At 39.6% G+C, this 17303-nt stretch carries 21 protein-coding genes and 2 riboswitches; of the genes, 17 read left to right on the forward strand and 4 right to left on the reverse strand.

The window, feature by feature from the left end; all coding sequences use genetic code 11:
- The first annotated feature begins 20 nt into the window (after nucleotides 1–20).
- The 9 genes from LCD32_RS06040 (at nucleotide 21) to LCD32_RS06080 (ending at nucleotide 6814) form a co-directional block, all read left to right on the forward strand.
- Nucleotides 21–323 (forward strand): hypothetical protein, encoded by a 303-nt coding sequence (locus LCD32_RS06040; RefSeq protein WP_035392292.1) that lies wholly within the window; start codon nucleotides 21–23, stop codon nucleotides 321–323.
- Between the two features lies 1 nt (nucleotide 324).
- On the forward strand, nucleotides 325–528 hold the full coding sequence (locus tag LCD32_RS06045; RefSeq protein ID WP_008346178.1) for a helix-turn-helix transcriptional regulator: 204 nt from the start codon (nucleotides 325–327) through the stop codon (nucleotides 526–528).
- Between the two features lie 199 nt (nucleotides 529–727).
- On the forward strand, nucleotides 728–1414 hold the full coding sequence (locus LCD32_RS06050) for a response regulator transcription factor (protein ID WP_007498794.1): 687 nt from the start codon (nucleotides 728–730) through the stop codon (nucleotides 1412–1414).
- A gap of 3 nt (nucleotides 1415–1417) precedes the next feature.
- Nucleotides 1418–2767 carry an ATP-binding protein gene (locus LCD32_RS06055; RefSeq protein ID WP_056704869.1) on the forward strand — a complete coding sequence of 450 codons (1350 nt, stop codon included), beginning with the start codon at nucleotides 1418–1420 and terminating at the stop codon, nucleotides 2765–2767.
- 66 nt (nucleotides 2768–2833) lie between these two features.
- Nucleotides 2834–3523 (forward strand): PepSY domain-containing protein, encoded by a 690-nt coding sequence (locus tag LCD32_RS06060; protein ID WP_060780998.1) that lies wholly within the window; start codon nucleotides 2834–2836, stop codon nucleotides 3521–3523.
- A 93-nt stretch (nucleotides 3524–3616) separates the two neighbouring features.
- Nucleotides 3617–4135, forward strand: a complete 519-nt coding sequence (locus LCD32_RS06065) for a PepSY domain-containing protein (RefSeq protein ID WP_008346169.1) — start codon at nucleotides 3617–3619, stop codon at nucleotides 4133–4135.
- 174 nt (nucleotides 4136–4309) lie between these two features.
- The gene (locus tag LCD32_RS06070) at nucleotides 4310–4453 is read left to right on the forward strand and encodes a hypothetical protein (RefSeq protein WP_008346168.1); all 144 of its coding nucleotides are present in this window, start codon (nucleotides 4310–4312) and stop codon (nucleotides 4451–4453) included.
- Between the two features lie 131 nt (nucleotides 4454–4584).
- Nucleotides 4585–4748: riboswitch (M-box (ykoK) riboswitch) on the forward strand.
- Between the two features lie 207 nt (nucleotides 4749–4955).
- Entirely contained in the window at nucleotides 4956–6314 is a 1359-nt protein-coding gene (gene mgtE, locus LCD32_RS06075; RefSeq protein WP_007498785.1) for a magnesium transporter, read from the forward strand.
- 101 nt (nucleotides 6315–6415) lie between these two features.
- Nucleotides 6416–6814: a hypothetical protein gene (locus tag LCD32_RS06080; RefSeq protein ID WP_060780999.1), complete on the forward strand. Its 399-nt coding sequence runs from the start codon at nucleotides 6416–6418 to the stop codon at nucleotides 6812–6814.
- A 132-nt stretch (nucleotides 6815–6946) separates the two neighbouring features.
- On the opposite strand, the gene LCD32_RS06085 is transcribed toward LCD32_RS06080, so the two are convergent.
- Nucleotides 6947–7810: a LysR family transcriptional regulator gene (locus tag LCD32_RS06085; protein WP_060781000.1), complete on the reverse strand. Its 864-nt coding sequence runs from the start codon at nucleotides 7808–7810 to the stop codon at nucleotides 6947–6949.
- A 205-nt stretch (nucleotides 7811–8015) separates the two neighbouring features.
- On the opposite strand from LCD32_RS06085, the gene LCD32_RS06090 reads away from it, so the two are divergent.
- Nucleotides 8016–8378, forward strand: coding sequence for a cupin domain-containing protein (locus LCD32_RS06090; RefSeq protein WP_060781001.1), 363 nt, complete (start codon nucleotides 8016–8018; stop codon nucleotides 8376–8378).
- 232 nt (nucleotides 8379–8610) lie between these two features.
- Here the strand turns inward: LCD32_RS06090 and LCD32_RS06095 are convergent, their stop codons facing one another.
- Complete coding sequence (locus tag LCD32_RS06095) at nucleotides 8611–8940, reverse strand: MerR family transcriptional regulator (RefSeq protein ID WP_007498778.1); 330 nt, start codon at nucleotides 8938–8940, stop codon at nucleotides 8611–8613.
- 192 nt (nucleotides 8941–9132) lie between these two features.
- Between LCD32_RS06095 and LCD32_RS06100 the strand changes: the two genes are divergently transcribed.
- From LCD32_RS06100 to LCD32_RS06110, 3 genes are all read left to right on the forward strand, one after another.
- Nucleotides 9133–9288 (forward strand): hypothetical protein, encoded by a 156-nt coding sequence (locus LCD32_RS06100; RefSeq protein ID WP_008346151.1) that lies wholly within the window; start codon nucleotides 9133–9135, stop codon nucleotides 9286–9288.
- Nucleotides 9289–9326: 38 nt separating this feature from the next.
- The gene (locus LCD32_RS06105; RefSeq protein WP_045034954.1) at nucleotides 9327–9491 is read left to right on the forward strand and encodes a hypothetical protein; all 165 of its coding nucleotides are present in this window, start codon (nucleotides 9327–9329) and stop codon (nucleotides 9489–9491) included.
- Nucleotides 9492–9846: 355 nt separating this feature from the next.
- A complete protein-coding gene (locus LCD32_RS06110; RefSeq protein WP_088004396.1) occupies nucleotides 9847–10311 on the forward strand; it encodes a MarR family winged helix-turn-helix transcriptional regulator in 465 nt (154 codons plus the stop codon).
- 235 nt (nucleotides 10312–10546) lie between these two features.
- Here the strand turns inward: LCD32_RS06110 and LCD32_RS06115 are convergent, their stop codons facing one another.
- Nucleotides 10547–12970, reverse strand: coding sequence for an EAL domain-containing protein (locus tag LCD32_RS06115; protein WP_060781002.1), 2424 nt, complete (start codon nucleotides 12968–12970; stop codon nucleotides 10547–10549).
- A gap of 248 nt (nucleotides 12971–13218) precedes the next feature.
- Here LCD32_RS06115 and LCD32_RS06120 point away from each other — a divergent pair, with 248 nt between their 5' ends.
- The 4 genes from LCD32_RS06120 to LCD32_RS06135 all read left to right on the forward strand — a co-directional run bounded on the left by LCD32_RS06120 (nucleotide 13219) and on the right by LCD32_RS06135 (nucleotide 17067).
- Nucleotides 13219–13833, forward strand: a complete 615-nt coding sequence (locus LCD32_RS06120) for a DedA family protein (protein WP_007498772.1) — start codon at nucleotides 13219–13221, stop codon at nucleotides 13831–13833.
- A gap of 78 nt (nucleotides 13834–13911) precedes the next feature.
- A riboswitch (yybP-ykoY riboswitch) is annotated at nucleotides 13912–14018 on the forward strand.
- Nucleotides 14019–14114: 96 nt separating this feature from the next.
- Nucleotides 14115–14906, forward strand: coding sequence for a TerC family protein (locus LCD32_RS06125; RefSeq protein ID WP_060781003.1), 792 nt, complete (start codon nucleotides 14115–14117; stop codon nucleotides 14904–14906).
- A 215-nt stretch (nucleotides 14907–15121) separates the two neighbouring features.
- On the forward strand, nucleotides 15122–15877 hold the full coding sequence (gene sigI / locus LCD32_RS06130; RefSeq protein ID WP_008346139.1) for an RNA polymerase sigma factor SigI: 756 nt from the start codon (nucleotides 15122–15124) through the stop codon (nucleotides 15875–15877).
- Nucleotides 15874–17067, forward strand: coding sequence for an anti-sigma factor domain-containing protein (locus LCD32_RS06135; protein WP_224563201.1), 1194 nt, complete (start codon nucleotides 15874–15876; stop codon nucleotides 17065–17067). Before sigI ends, LCD32_RS06135 begins: the two co-directional genes overlap by 4 nt.
- Nucleotides 17068–17106: 39 nt before the next feature.
- On the opposite strand, the gene LCD32_RS06140 is transcribed toward LCD32_RS06135, so the two are convergent.
- On the reverse strand, nucleotides 17107–17301 hold the full coding sequence (locus LCD32_RS06140) for an alpha/beta-type small acid-soluble spore protein (protein ID WP_008346135.1): 195 nt from the start codon (nucleotides 17299–17301) through the stop codon (nucleotides 17107–17109).
- Nucleotides 17302–17303 lie beyond the last annotated feature (2 nt).

Consider the following 17303-nt stretch of genomic DNA (forward strand, 5'->3'; position numbering starts at 1 on the left):
GATTGGGAGGGGACTAACCGTTGGATGTTGTAAAAGTTGTGTATTCAGTCATCTTATTAGTGGTCGGACTATTCATCTTTATTGCGCCTATGATTCAAAAGGGTGATGAAAGAAAGAGATTTATCTACTCAAAAGCGCAATCGTATGCATTTATGGTGGTCATTGGTATGCTTATATTAGAAGTCGCACAGTCCATATTTTTAACGATCCAAGGGAACCATTCTGATAAGGGGTTTGGGATTTCTCCCATCATGTTCCTAACTGTGATTTCGGTCATTTATTTAGTTACATTACTCATATACAGAAAAAAATATGGTGATTAAATTGCAAAATCATATAAGAGAACTAAGGAAATCCATTAAATTATCCCAAGAAGAACTTGCTAAACGGTGTAAGGTCTCGAGACAAACCATCAATGCCATTGAAAACGATAAGTACGACCCTACTTTACAATTAGCCTTTGACATCGCCTCTGTTTTGAATACGACTGTAGATGAGCTTTTTGTCAGTCAACCTAAAAAGAAGTAAAGGACCAGCCTCAGAAAAGAGGCTTTTTTTGTTGATTTGTGTAATGTGAAAGGATCAGCTGAAAATAAAAATCAACCATATTACATAACAATTCCTCATTCATGAAAAATAAGATATGAAGATTGTGACTGTTCCAATGGAGAAAGGCAACATATAATAATGGAAAGACAAGCTTGCCTTTCAGATAGGAGAGATAGAGATGAACAAAGGGAAGATACTCGTGGTCGAAGATGAAAAGAAAATTGCAAGAGTGCTGTCATTAGAACTTGAATATGAAGGATATGAGGTCACAGTCCAAGATACAGGGATGAAAGGGCTCCAGGCGCTCGAGGAGGAGAGTTTTGATTTAGTGCTTCTAGATGTCATGCTTCCAGAATTAAGCGGACTTGAAGTGCTTAGAAGGGTTCGAAAGACAAATACGGCAACACCGATCATTTTGATTACCGCAAGAGGAAGTGTTCCCGATAAGGTCAGTGGTCTTGATCTTGGGGCAAACGATTATATTACAAAACCCTTTGACATAGAAGAATTATTAGCGCGAATTCGTGCACAGCTGAGGTTCAATCACAATGCGCAAGAGGAAAAGGACATTGAGCTAAGTATTGCAGATTTAACGGTGAATGAGAAAACAAGAGAAATTCAAAGAGGCGGTCAGACGCTTGAGCTGACACCGAGAGAATATGACCTGCTTGTTCATTTATTGAAACATCAACAGCAAGTGCTCACAAGAGATCAGCTTTTAACAGCTGTCTGGGGTTTTGATTATTTTGGTGACACGAACGTGGTTGATGTCTATATTCGCTATTTAAGAAAAAAAATCGATTACCCGTTTGAAAAACAATTGATTCACACAGTGAGAGGTGTGGGTTATGTGATGAAAGGATAAAGCATGAGATTAAAAAATAAGATCCAGCTTTATACATCGTTGTCCTTGTTTTTAATGGTGCTGCTGTTTCATACAGCGATTTATTTTATTTTTTCAATGACCTTGACGCAAAAAGATATGTCCAGACTGTCGGAAGTAGCTGAAAATATTGCGATTGCACTAAAGAAGTCAGAAGAAGAGGGCCTTCCATCTTCAGAGCTTCTGAAAGCGTATCTGCCTCAAAATGGTATGATCCGTGTCGTCACAGAGAAAGGTGAATCAAAGCTGACCGTCACGAAGGAATCTACGTTTAGCTCACTTCCTTTTACATACGAATCTGGTCAGACAGCAGAAATTCAAGAATACAATAAGCATATGATTGCGTTTGCGGCTATCCCTGTCATTTGGACAAATGGGGACATTGTGTCGCTGCAAGTATATGAAGAAATTGAAAATACAGAAGAGAACTTGGCGTTATTAAAAATGATTTTAATCACTACTGGCGTTTTGTTTATTGTGCTTTCTTATTTTGCAGGCCACATTTTAACGAAACAAATTGTCCGCCCAATTAGTAGAATGACCAATACGATGAAAGCAAGTATGAGAGAAAAGGCATTTAAACGAATTGAATTAACAGGCGATTCAAAGGATGAACTGTATCAAATGGGTCAAACCTTTAATGAAATGGCCGAAATTCTCGAGAAACATTATGAGAAAGAACAGCAATTTTTACACGATGCTTCTCATGAATTGAAAACACCCATTACCGTCATCATGAGCTACAGCAATTTACTAAAACGCTGGGGGCAAAGCCGGCCAGAGGTCGTAGAAGAATCCTCTCAAGCCATTCATGATGAGGCAAAAAAAATGAAAAGGCTGACAGATCAACTACTCACACTGGCGAAAAATGGGCAGCCGCTTTACTTGGACATGAAGCCGGTTGATCTTGGTCAATTGTGTAGCCAAGTCGGCCATACACTTGAAGTGGCAACCAATCGAACCATCCTTACTCATATACAAACCGATCAGCCTGTGATTGCTGAAGGAGACGAAGAGAAGATCAAACAGCTTTTGACCATCTTGATTGATAATGCGGTTAAATATAGTGCAGAGCCAGTTGATGTGAACTGCGGACGAGCAGGAGAGAAACCGTTTATTTCGGTTGTTGACAAAGGAATTGGCATAAAAGAAGAGGATCTGCCGAAAATCTTTGACCGCTTTTTCCGTGTGGATGAAGCGAGAAACAGTGAGACGGGTGGGACTGGACTTGGCCTGTCAATTGCGAAGCAAATTGCTGAAGAGCATGGGGCTGAGCTAAAGGTAGACAGCCGTATCGGTGAAGGAACCGTGATGACCATTCTTTTTCAGAAATAAGTAGGTCTTTTCTCATCAATTTCTCATTTCCTCCTTATAAAATAGGAAATAGGAAGGAGGCGCTGCATGTCTAGAAAACTGAAAATGCTGCTTACGCTCGCAGGATGTCTTTTCATTCTTGCGGCCTTTGCAATGCTCATGATTCAAACCATTGACAAAAAAATATTAAGCGAAGCAGACATTAAAAAAATCATAGCAAAAGACTACAATGGAAACATCACAAATATTGATTTGATCAATCATAAACAGGACTATACATTGACGCTTGAAAATTCAAATGGCATCTATCAAATCATTGCATCTTCCTCAAGCGGTCAAATGAAAGAGATGAAACAGTTAAAGAGCTATCAAAAACCAAATGAGAAAAATGCCGAACTCCAAGCAGAAGAAGTGGCAGTGAAAAAAGTGAAGGGTACTGTGATTCAAAAGAAAGAAAAATCGGATCGCTTTATCTTTACGATTCAATCAAAAAAAGAACTGTATCAAGTGGATGTTGAGAAAGACACGTTCAAGGTGATTGAAGCAGAAAAGAAAAAGCCAACCTCTAAAGAAAAGAAGCTGACAAAAATAACGGTAGAAGAAGCCATTCAGATTGCCGTAAAAGAAGTGGGCGGCACAGTGGATGATGCAGATCTTGAAACTTTTAGCGGAATGCTCGTGTTTGAGGTAGAGCTCGATTTGCCGGATGGAAGAGAGGCAGAGGTGTTAGTGAATGCCTATACAGGAGATATTGAAGGTATTACGTACGAAAACTAATCATTTTCTCATGATTTTCTCATGTTCCTTTCCTTCCTTTATCATCTTGTTTTTTTAAGATAAAGGAGAAATCAAACAGAGGAGGAATGAAATATGATAAAAAAAGTACTAGTCGCTACAGCATTCACAGGAGCCCTTGTCGCAGGTGGTTTCACCCTTCAAGCGCAAAATACAAATCAAACGGCAAATGCCGAACAAGTGGTGCAAAAGAAATCTTCATTTGTCTCAAAGAAACAGGCTGAAAAAGCAGCATTAAAAGTTGTGAAAGGCTATGTAGATGATGTAGATCTTGAGCGTAAAAAAGGAAAATGGGTATATGAGGTCGAGATTAAAAAAGGCGGCTTTGAATATAAAGTATATGTCGATGCCAAAACAGGCAAAGCGCTCAATGATCCAGTCAAAGAAAAGAAACAAAATGTAAAAATCACCAAAAAACAGGCTGAACAAATTGCCCTTGCAAAAGTAAAAGGAACAGTCACAGATTCAGAATTAGATAAAGAAAATGGTGTGTACTTGTATGAAATTGAAATTACGACACCAAGCGGCGAAGAAGTTGATTTTGAGATTTCCGCTAAAACAGGTAAAATCCTCAAGCAAGAATGGGACGATTAAGCCATAAATGAACCTTTGAGCGTGATAGAAAACCTTTGCATCCCTAGGAAGGACGAGCACTGGCGCGGAGCGAATTTGACATTCGTGAGCACCAGCACGCACACGCTGAACCTTACACTTTTATGTGTAAGGTTTTTTCATTGGGACAAACTACTGGAAAGGAGGCGAGAGAATATGATGAAGAAAAAAGAAGAAGAACAGACGATGGATCGTGCGGAATATGTTCCCCATCCTGATGGAGAAGGATATGCTTTGTTTTTGCATGATTCCTTTCATCTCCTCTCCCAAGAGGATATGAATCAGCCAGAAGAGGAATAAAAGACATGAAAGGGCGATGGTCAACTTGTCGATCGCTCTTTTTTTGAAAAGTAAGCGAATACATCAGGAAACTTGGCATCTTGCTTATTGACATCATTGCGCTTTTTCTGTAATCTCAGTGTGTCAACAATATGAGACTTCGTTAGGTGAGGCTCCTGTATGGAGATACGCTGCTGCCCAAAAATGTCCAAAGACGCCAATGGGTCAACAGGAATCATCGACATAAGGTGATTTTTAATGCAGCTGGATTAATCCTATGCCATACAGTGCTAAAGCTCTACGATTGAAGGAGCAAGTGTTTATTTGTCATGCTTACAAAGCGCCTTCATTCGGTTGAAGGTGCTTTTTTATGAGAAAAGGAGGTGTGGGGATGGATCATCCCGATTCGAGACACATAGAGAGTATGTCAAAAGATCAGATTGACACATCAGATAGAGGAGATCCTGACCCCCGCACAAGCTAAGGGATTCGGGTATCTCCTGATTTTGGGGAGGTAACAGCGATGATACAGAACATTACGTACGATGAACTCATTTTACGCATCATTATTTTACTAAGAGATGGAAAACGTAAAGAATTTAAAAACATTATGGAAGAATTGCAGCCTTATGATATGGCCTACTTATTCAAGGAGCTTCCAGAAAAACATCGCGGCCGCTTTCTCAGCTTTTTAACAGTCGATGACGTGACGGAAATGATGGGTGAACTGGAGCGGGAATATCAAGAGATTGTTCTTGAAAAAGTAGGGAAAGACAAAGCCACCTTCGTCACAAACAAAATGGATAACGATGATCTTGCCAACTTGTTTGATGAGATGGAGGATGAGCTGAAGGATCAGCTTTTATCTAACATGGAAGCAGAGGAATCCAAGGCCGTCCAGCTTCTCATGAATTACCCTGCTGAGACAGCAGGCCGGATCATGACCAATCGGTACGTTTGGATTCCGCAGCATTATACGGTTCAAGATGCCGTGGTGAAACTGAAAAGCTTTGCTGAAATTGCCGAATCGATCAACTACTTATATGTCATAAATGATCAAAAACAGCTTGTAGGGGTACTCTCATACAGGGATCTTATTTTAGGTGAACCGGATGAAAAAGTGCAGGATCTTATGTTTACAAGAGTCATTGCCGTTGGTGCCTTTCAAGACCAGGAAGAAATCGCAAAGCTCATTGAGCGATATGATTTCCTTGCCATCCCTGTTGTAGAAGAGAACAATGTCTTAGTCGGAATTGTGACAGTCGATGATATCATTGATGTTGTGATTCAAGAGGCAGGAGAAGACTATGAAAAGTTTGCTGCCTCTGGTAAAGATATCACGTTCGACACACCGGCATTTGTGGCGGCATACCGCCGTCTTCCATGGCTCATTTTGCTCTTATTCATTGGGCTGATTTCAGGCAGTATCTTAAATTATTTTGAAGATACCCTGCAGCAAGTCGTTGCTTTAGCATTCTTCATGCCGATGATTGCAGGTATGACAGGGAATACAGGGACACAGTCTCTAGCGGTTGTTATTAGAGGATTGTCAAAAGAAGAATTAACGAAAAAAACCATTATGCGCTTGATTTTCAGAGAGCTGAGAACAAGTATTTATATTGGGATTGTTTGTTCAATCATTATTACGGTCGTTGCCATGGTATGGCAGGGCAATATGATTTTAGGTTTTGTTGTTGGTTCCTCGCTTCTTGCAACACTGATTATTGGGACAATGGCAGGTACGGTCGTGCCGATTATTTTACACAGATTAAACGTCGACCCAGCCATTGCATCTGGACCACTGATCACAACATTGAATGATATTTTATCCTTACTCATCTATTTTGGAATTGCAACAGCATTTCTTCATACACTGATGTAGTCAAAAGACTGTAAAATGTAACGTTTTACAGTCTTTTTTGAATAAAGATTGCATATAGCGCTTCCATCCTTTACATTTTAAGGAGAAGGTGGGAGAGAAAAATGAAGAAGTTTTTATTCATTTTCATGTGCATTGTTTTGCTAAGTGCATGTTCAAGAGAAGACGAGGGAAAAGACAGAAGACTTGTGGCATCAGAGCATATGCTTGAAGCGATAACTGAAGGAAATAAACGAAAAATGGACAATGTCTATGTCGAAGGTGCAGTCCCAAGCCCAAATGACATTCTTAAATCGAAAAAGGAATGGGGAATTGAGACGCTTTCTTATGAAGATTTTCAATTGGAAGAAGCCAGCATCCACGTCTTTCATGCAAATTATAAAGATGCAAACACTGGAGAAAAAAAGGCGCTTGCCTTTCGGGTGAAAGAAGATCCTGAAAAAGGCGGCGTACGGATTGACTTTGTAGGGGTTGTTGAAGGAACAGACGCTTCATCTAAATAAAAAGAATCGTTCATATGCTTGGCATAAGTTGAGATAATGTAAAAGGATAGAAGAGCTGAAAGAATGTCGCTCTATCTATCCTCTTTTTTATCACACATGTTCTTATTAATGAAAACAATGATCTGTCTCAGATCACATATTCGTAATGCCTATTAACTCCATAAATTGTGACAGAGCACTGGTCATGTACGAATCACGTCGCCTGATCAACACAGTGGGTACGATTCGATGTGGTTCTGGTAATGGATGACAGGTGAATTTGCCTTCCCCCCGAGATTCAACCATAGATTTTGGTAATATAGTCACTCCCAGCCCGCTTTCAACACATTTAAGGACGCCCTCTAACGTACCATATTCCATGACCTTCATAGGAGGATAGCCGTTGTTCTCTAGCCACTTTTGCCATCGTCCTAAATAAATACAATGGGCGAATGATGAGAGCAACGGCTCATGTAAAATAGATTCTACCTGGAATTGCTCCGTGGAGTAGCTTGTAATGAGAACGAGGGATTCTTCCAATACAGGATACTCGATGATTTCTGGATGAAGAATTGGCCCATCTACCAAGGCGCTGTCTACTTTGTAGTTGAGGATAGCGCTAACTTGGTCGACTGTAGGTGCCATATACAAGCTCAATTCTACTTGTGGAAATGTTTTGTGATATTCTGTGAAAATGCTGGGCAATCTTGTAGATGCGGTGGACTCTATAGATCCAATGTGTAAAGATCCTCGCGGAGTAGAGGAAAGCTTTACTGCTTCTATCGCTTCTTCGTAATCGTATAGTAATTTATTTACATAGGGCAGCAGTTCACGTCCTGCAGGCGTTAAAGATATTTTCTTATGATATCGATAGAGAAGAGGTACACCTAACTCTTGTTCAAGACGTTGGATTCTTGCGGTGACATTGGACTGCACATAATTTAATTTTTGAGCAGCTTTTGTGATGCTTTGTTCAATGGCAACGGCTTTAAATACTTCCAAAGATTTAATATCCAAACTAACTCCCCTTTTTTGCATCACAAATTGTGATGATCTATATGCTATTTTTTGATTTTACGTGATCCAATGAAGTATGTAAACTAAATGATAGAAGAGGTTGATGCTCATTGCGTCCCTTTTATCTGATTGAGAGGAGAAAATGAGAATTTTTTAGCTGTGGCAATTAAAACAGACGTTTCCATTTAATAAGGAGGGGAATCGATTGGTTTCAAAGGTAAATATCGAAGAAAAATTTTCGCAAATAAATGATTATTGGAATCCTAGAATAGGTGGAGAGTTGAATGACTCATACATGAAAATGGTGAAAATTAAGGGTGAATTCATTTGGCATCACCATGATGATGAGGATGAAATGTTCTTTGTGTGGAAAGGCAACCTAGTCATCCGTTTTAGGGATAGGGAAATAACGCTTAATGAAGGAGAATTTCTTGTGATTCCAAAAGGAGTTGAACATCAGCCAATTGCTGAAGAAGAAGTTCACTTGCTCTTAATAGAACCCAAAACGACGCTAAACACGGGGAATGTGCTCAATGAACGAACTGTTTCGATTCCTGAACAAATTTGAAAAACTAAATCGTTAAAGATCAAGTATCTTAGGTGATAAATAGTTGAATGGTTGTTTTAGCTAATAACGAGGCTGCAATTGCTGCCTCGTTTTGCTGTTTCAATGATTCATTGGCTTTCGTTGTCTGAAATAGACTCTTCTGCAAGAATCGGTCTTTGGGTAAGTTCGTGCTTTCATCGTTCCATATTCAGGTGCTAAGTCAATTTTGCCGAGTAAGCGATTTTTATTTAGTTCATCGATTTTTGTACCGGAAGTGTGCGTTAATTTGACCTTCCAGCATTTTTTTCTTATATTGTCCGCTTTTTAATGCCTGTTCTTTTTTCTTCATGTCTTTTAAAATTTCCGCTGTCTGCACACCATCTTCCCGTTTATTGGCGATATCCATTAAACGTTCTACATCAGAAAAAGAATATTTTCGTGTGCCTCTTGTTGAGCGCTGGGGGTAGATGAGTTTACGTTCCTCATAATATCGGATTTGCCTGACGGAAAGTCCTGTTAATTCACTGACAATCCCGATTGAAATGACTTTTTTATCTTTATAAGATACATCTTCCTGCGTCATATCCTCACCCCTGCAAGTCTTTTCTTCATATTATATCGAACAGTCAGTAAAAAAACCTAACGTTTGTTAGATAATATAACACAAAAATGAATAAAGTGAAAAACAACGGAAGGAAAATTAACATATAAAGTGCAAATTATATCACGTGAACATATGATAATAAAAAGAAAAAATAAGGAGGAGGCGCACTTGATGGAGAAAACACAGATCATCCGTATGGCAAAAGAAATCATCGCATTAGATGTGAAGAGGGATGAACTGCTGGAGCAGTTCATGCAGGCTGCGGGTCAGAATGCACATGCTCTTCTTAGAGCCGTACAAAATGATTTGTATAAAAAGTCCTCATAAGCACCCGATCCATATCCATTGATAGGAGGGGAGATGTCATGCGGAGTATATTAAAAGAAGCTTTAGCGAAAGAAAGACATTATTATACGAAGCAGCTTTGCTCACTTGGGGTGTATAGCCCTGATATGACCAAGAACATGACAATTAGTGACTTAAAAAAAGAGTATCATTTCTTTTTCAACAAAACCGATCGCTATCTTTAACATCCCTTATCATGTGCGTTGTCACATGAAGGGTTCTTTTTTTGTGTTTAATATTATAGCAATATTGAATTTTGTAGAAATTTGACGAATCAAATGTAAGAAAATATAGAGCCTTTACAGATTATGTTAAAATTTGTCGTAACATGATGGTTTGCTGGAAAAGCTTTTTTTCGAGATGATTGTGAAAAATAAGAAGGATTTTAAAAGTTTATATCGAAATCTTATACATAACACGAATGGAGTCACTTATGTGGTTGAAAGGGTTTTTAAAAACGTACTTCTATTTTTTACGAAAGGCTCCAACTGCACCGCAAGAAAGCCTTGAAGTTAAAAAAATATTATAAGAGGTAGATATGTGATGAGACTATCGTTTAATGAAGAAGAAGTAGAACGTTCAATGACGCTTTACAAAGTTTTTGCAAGGGCATTTAAAAGCGTTTCCGAACACAGTATTAGAGACAGCAAGGAGCATGGATTCAATCCAACTGAATTTGCCGTTCTCGAATTACTGTATACGAGAGGTGCTCAAAAACTTCAGCAAATCGGCTCAAGACTCCTGCTTGTCAGCGGGAATGTTACGTACGTAATTGACAAGTTAGAACGAAATGGTTTCATTGAAAGAGAACAGGACCCAAAGGATAAACGGTCAGTTTATGCCCATTTAACGGATAAAGGGCGCAGTTATCTGGATAAAATATATCCAATCCATTCTCTTCGAATTGCGCGGGCGTTTTCTGGTCTTTCGCGTGAAGAACAGGAGCAATTAATTAGTCTGCTGAAAAAAGCAGGTATTCACAGTCAGCATTTGTTATTTAGATAAAACGAAAAGGTGCCATGGTTGGCACCTTTTAGATTGTTGACAAAGGGCTAAAATGAACTTGATTTTAGCCCTTTGTCTTCTTTTCAGCCCAGCGTGATAGAAAACCTTTGCAGCCCTAGGAAGGACGAGTACTGGCGCGGAGCGAATTTGTCATTCGTGAGCACCAGCACGCAGGACTGACAAAGAATGCGAGGGTTTGTCTACACGCTGAAAGGTGCCATGGTGGGCACCTTTTTTATGTATCCAGCTGATGGGCAGGATAGGCGATAAATTTTTCAATATCACTAGCCGGAAGTGGCTTGGCATAATAAAAGCCTTGTAGATCGTCACAGCCCTGCGCAGATAAAAGTTGCGCTTGTGCAAAAGTTTCAACACCTTCAGCAATGACTTCTAGAGATAGCTGGTGCCCCATTGCAATAATAGCCCCTGTAATTTGCTCAGACTTTGAATCGCTCAAAATATCCTCGATAAATGATTTATCAATTTTCAGACGGTGAATCGGCAAATCCTTCAAATAGCTTAAAGAGCTATGGCCTGTACCAAAATCATCAATACTAATACGGACGCCAAGTTGTTTTAGAGATGTCAGTACTTGTTTTGACTGCTTGATGTTGTCCATTGTCATGCTTTCTGTCACTTCAAGCTCAAGAAGTGATGGTTGAAGGTCGTATTTTTTTAGCGTTAGTTTGATCAAATCAATTAAGTCTTCAGAGTTAAACTGCTTAGCAGATAAATTGACCGCTACAGGGATTTTCAATTGCTTGTCATACCACAATTTTGCCTGCTTACATGCCGTGTCAATGACCCACCTTCCAATATCGATAATCAGGCCCGATTCTTCAGCAAGTTCAATGAAAGCCTCGGGTGATTTTAGAGAACCGTCTGGTGCTTTCATTCTTAAAAGGGCTTCAACACCTGTCATCTGTCTTGTTTTGGCGCTGATTTGCGGCTGATAATGAAGCACAAACTGCTTTCTTTGAATGGCATCTCGTAGCTCCAGTTCGCGATTGAGTCTGTCCTCACTCAATCTCTCCATAGATTCAGTAAAGAATTCATAGCGGCTTTGTTTATGTTTCTTTGATAAATACATGGCCATATCTGCTTTTCTCATCAATTCCATACCATTCTTTCCGTTTTGCGGAGAGATGGCGATTCCAATACTAATGGATGTAATGAGCTGATGGTTTTGAATGAAAAAAGGACGTTCAAATTGGCGAATGATGTTTTTCAAAAGCTGTTCAATTTTATGTGTGTTATGCTCCATGTGAGGAAAGATCATTAAAAATTCATCCCCGCCAATTCTTGCAATAAAGCCATTGTCAGGCAAACATTTGGTTAGTCTGTTTGCGGCGGCTTTCAACAGCAGATCGCCTATGTTATGACCAAGGGCATCATTAATAATTTTAAACCGATTTAAATCAAGAAAAAGAACTGCCGTTGACGTTTTTGTCTCTTCTTGAGCGGATAAAACATCATTTAAATGATTAATTCCGTGACGACGGTTCGGAAGTTCAGTTAATGCATCATAATGTGCCATCACATGAATTTCTTTTTCAGCAATCTTCTGCTGGGTTAAATCCTTTAAAACGAGATAAATGCTGTCAAGTGTATGGTTGACGTGTACGGGTATGTATGTAACATGATAATAATAAAAACGATCTGCTGCTTTCAGTTCTGCTTCACGCGTAATTGCTTTTTTAGATTGATAAATAAAGTCTTCCCACATCTCAGTCGGCATGACGTATTGACTCACATCATCACCGATCCAGGAATTGCACATTTTCAAAATGTGTTTGCCTTGGTCATTCGCAGATATCACTTTTCGATCAACAGATAACACGATAATCCCATCTATATTATGTTTGATCAGTGATTGGAACCGCTGTTCATTTTCTTTTAGCTGATCGGATTGTGACATAATCCGGTGATCAATATAGGCGCCGAAAATCATAAGTGATTGGACGATAAGTGTCATCAGGCCGATGAAAATGGACAGGCTGAATGGTGACATTTCAAGAGAACCACCCGCAGCGACCTGACCATCTGAATGAAAAAACATCGTCGAAGACGCCATGCCAGTGTAATGCATGCCCGCAATAGCAACGCCCATCATCAGAGCACCCGCTATTTTTAACAGCTGATCCTCCCGCCTTTTCTCAGAGCGATGGAGCCGGAAAAAAAGGTGTAATGAAAAGAATGAAGCGAGCGCACCAATAAAAAACGAAAGAAAAAAGAGAACAGGGTCATAGCTGATGGTGACATTGGCCATTGATTCCAATCCGAGGTAGTGCATGCTGCAAATAGCTGAGCCCATCGTGATCGAACTAATCAAAAGTCGTCTTGTAGAAAGTTGCTGCTGAATACATATTGAAAAAGCAATGAAAGAACCGATAAAAGAGGCCAAAATCGATAAAATGAGTAAGGGTGTTTCATATGTGATACCAGAGCGTAGATGAAACGCCATCATGCCAATAAAATGCATTGACCATATTCCCATCCCCATGATCATCGCACCAATGATCAACCATACTCTTTTCTTTGCGCCGCTCGACTGGATCACCCGGCTGGCTAATTGAAGAGCTGAGTAGGAGGCGACAGCGGCGACAGCGACTGACAGAAAGACAAGCCATCCGTTGTAGCTTCCTGTTAAATGTGTCATGTAAGAAAACCTCCTGTATCTAAAAACAGACATATACTTAATATATCGGATCAAGTGGCGCCTGTGTTCACTTTTCCTTTACTTAAAAAGGGCATTCAGCATTTTTTTTGAACATTTTTTATAGTAAAATCAAATTTTATGTAAAAAAACGAAGAAAAGTGAATCATTTTGGGTTTTTTATTCGTTTAATAGGTGGCACGGTACGATTTGCAAGCATAGCCTGTCAAACTGATTATGTGTGAAAGGGATTGATAAACATCGAAGATTTTATTATTTCATTAGCTGATGCCTTTAAGAATTTGTCGTACTTCGGCATCTTTCTTGCATTATGCATTGAATTTGTTCCTGCTGAAGTGGTGTTGCCTCTTGCAGGTTACTGGGTTTCAAAAGGGGACATGGCCTTCATCGGTGTTGTGGCTGCCGGTTCTATTGGCGGTGTGGCAGGCCCCTTGACCTTGTACTGGTTAGGGCGTTACGGAGGCAGACCCTTTTTAAATAAATATGGGAAGTATTTCTTTGTGAAACCTGAGTCACTTGATAAATCGGATGCCTTTTTTGAAAAACATGGCGGATTTGTTGCGTTTAGTGGCCGGTTTATTCCAGGGGTCAGAACCCTTATTTCCATTCCGTGTGGGATTGCGAAGATGAATGTGTGGGTTTTTTGCCTGTATACGTTTTTGGCGATTACGCCAATTACATTTGTATATGTGTATCTAGGATTTGTCCTTGGGGAGAACTGGCAAGAGGTTGGAACCATTTTAGAACCATATGTATTGCCGATTGGAATTGGTATGCTCTTATTGTTTGTTCTCTACGTGTGGCTGAAACGAAGAAAAAGAAAAACAGAAACACCAACGGCTTAATCAATGGGTGGAGATAAAAAGTCACCTGTTGACAATCCGGGGTCTGTTGATTATGATATAAGTAATCTAAATATTCTTAATCCCACCAAAGGGGAGTAGCGTCCGGTTTTTACCGGAAACAAAGTCGTCATTACATGGAACCTCATTCCATCGGCTTTGTTGGCATGATTTACATATCACATGTCTAGCAAGACCTTTGCCATTACAGGCAAAGGTCTTTTTTGCATTCATAAGCCTTTGTCTGTTGTGGGACAATAGATAAAAAATAAGGAGGAATGATGATGGATGCAGCAATTATTTTAGAGTACGGGTGGGTTCTTCTCGTATTGATTGGATTAGAAGGGATTTTAGCAGCTGATAATGCGCTGGTTATGGCTGTGATGGTCAAACACCTTCCTGAAAAACAAAGAAAAAAGGCATTATTTTACGGACTTGCGGGAGCATTTGTCATGCGATTTGGTTCTCTTTTTCTTATTTCGTTTTTAGTAGATGTGTGGCAAGTTCAAGCCATTGGCGCAATTTATCTTCTATATATTTCGATTCACCATATTTTAAAATCGCACGTATTTAAGAAAAAGGAAGCAGACACAAACATGAAACAAAGCGGCTTTTGGGCAACCGTCGTGAAAGTTGAGCTTGCTGACATTGCATTTGCAGTAGATTCTATTTTAGCAGCTGTTGCATTAGCTGTGACTCTGCCAGCAACAAACCTTCCACAAATTGGCGGGCTTGATGGCGGTCAATTTATTGTCATTCTATTGGGCGGTATCATTGGTCTAGTGATCATGAGGTTTGCGGCGACTGTATTTGTGAAACTGCTTAAAACGAGACCAAGCCTAGAAACAGCGGCATTTGTCATTGTCGGATGGGTTGGCGTGAAGCTGACGCTCTATACACTTTCTCATCCAGCCATTGGGATCGTGTCCTCTCATTTCATTCATTCAACATTATGGAAAATCATTTTCTGGACGGTCCTTCTCGCGATTGCAGCATTTGGCTGGTTTTTATCAAGTCCATCAAGAAAAGGTGGCCAACAAAACGAGGAAAAACAAGAGAAGCGGCTGGAAGAGTAGGTTTTTTGAAAGAAATATCATTTCATTTTCATAACACGTATATTACAAAAAAGGGGGGGATACCCCCTTATTTCTTTGCTTTTAAACGAAACGTTGTAAAGTAGATAAAGAAATACATGTCACAATTGAGTAACAGGAAATGAATTCCTCATTCCTTCCTTTGCGCTTCCCTCATAAATTAGCTATCATAAATGAGTAATATAGGGAGAACTGAGGTGAAACCATTGCTTAGCCTTTTGTTTAAAAAGGGAAAGAAAAAGCAAACATTAGAGCAGTCGGCAATCAACATCCAACAGGGTGATACCGAGCTGCAAAATGCATTAATAGAGCAATACAAACCATTTGTCGCTAAGACGGTTTCATCCGTTTGTAAACGATATATAGATGAAAAAGATGATGAATTTAGCGTAGGCTTAATTGCCTTTAATGAAGCGATAGAAAAATACTCTGCCGAAAAAGGCAACTCACTCCTTGCATTTGCGGAGTTAATTATTAAAAGAAAAGTAATCGACTATATTCGAAAAGAAGCAAGAAACGCGCCAACGGTTCAAATGGACCTTCAAGAAAGTGAGAATGGCGAATACTCGCAAAGCATGATTGAAGCAGAGCTTTCTGCAAATGAATATAGGCGTTTAATTGAACAAGAACATAGAAGAGAAGAGATTGAACATTTTAAAGAACGATTGAAAGTATATGGTCTTACGTTTCAAGAACTGCTTGAGCATTCACCAAAGCATGCGGATGCGAGACAAAATGCCATTAAAGTGGCCCATACACTCGTGAAGCACGATGAACTGAGAACCATTTTATTTCAGAAAAAACAATTGCCAGTCAAACAGCTGGAAAAGCTAGTGGAAGTCAGCCGAAAAACGATTGAGAGAAATAGAAAATATATTATTGCGATGGCGATCATTATGACAGGTGATTATGTGTATTTGAAAGATTACCTTAAAGGGGTGCTTAATTCATGAGAAGAGGCATTATAGTAGAGAAAAACAAAAAATATGTCACACTGCTGACCCCTGATGGACAATTTCTGCGGACAAAGTATGAACAGCAAGACTATGAAATCGGTCAAGAAGTGACGTTTCCGAATGAATCACGTCTCGAAAGAAAAAGAGCCGGTTTTTTTGACCTGCTTCGTTTACGTCCGTTAAATGCAGGAATTCTATCAATTGCAGCAATTATTGTCGTGATTTTCACTATGATGCCATCTTTCTCAAGTCAAAAAGCATATGCATATATGACGATTGACATTAACCCAAGCTTTGAGCTGAAACTCGATCACAATTATCAAGTGATCGGTGTCACTCCGCTGAATAAAGATGCGAAGCAAGTACTGGCCAGTATGAAAGATTTAGAAAAAAACGACATGACCAAAGTCGTGCAGGAAATCATCGATGATTGTGATAAAAAAGGATACGTGAACCACTCTAAAAGCATTTATATTTCAACTGTTTATGAAAACAAGCGGGATCATACATACAAAACAAACGTAAAAAGTAAAATCAGCACCATCTCGGGGGAATATCAAAAGCGCAATTATAAGCTGGAAACTGTGGAAGGTGACCTGGAAACAAGAGAAAAGGCACAAAAAGCAGGCATCTCAACAGGAACTTATATTAGAAATCAAGAAATGCAAGAAAACGAACAAGAGGACGTTAAAAAAGAAGATGAAGATCCAGCAGATGACGAGGCTGTCAAAGAAGAAGAGCCGAAAAATGCTGATGAAGATCAAAAAGACGAAGACAAAAAAGAAGACATAAAGACAGACGATAGCGATGAGATGCAGCCTGATAAAGAAGCTCCTGAAGGCGAAGACAAAGAGCAGAAGGAAGTTGAGAGGGAAGAGCAAGGAGCTGTTCAAAAGCCTCACCAAACAAGCCCTAATCATGAAAATAAAGAGAAAAAGGGAAAAGAAGAAAAGGACCGCCCTTTTGAAAAAGACAAAGAGCAAAAAAAAAATCACTCGACTGATCCTGATGAAAAAAGACATCCAAATGGCACATCACGTGGTGATGCTGAAAAGCATGTAAAAAAAAACGACAGTGGTCAGAATCGTCCGTACGTCGAACGTAACAGAAATGACGTCAAACAAAAAGGGAAAAATACACCGCCTTCATACCGTGAAAACCGGGATGAGCCTACATATGAACAGTAAAAAAACGCCAGAATAGATCCGGCGTATTTCACCATGTCTTTATTTAGTTGAATGGCCCATTTGAGATTGCGCCTGCTGTACGAGTCTTTTTGTCATCTCGCCGCCAACAGAACCGTTTGAACGTGCGACTGTATCTGAACCGAGATTCACGCCAAATTCTTGAGCGATCTCGTATTTAAATTGATCTAAAGCTTGTTCTACTCCAGGAACAAGAAGTTGATTTCGATTTGCCATCA

The sequence above is a fragment of the Bacillus sp. RSS_NA_20 genome (assembly GCF_020165915.1).
Taxonomy (GTDB): Bacteria; Bacillota; Bacilli; order Bacillales; family Bacillaceae; genus Bacillus; species Bacillus altitudinis.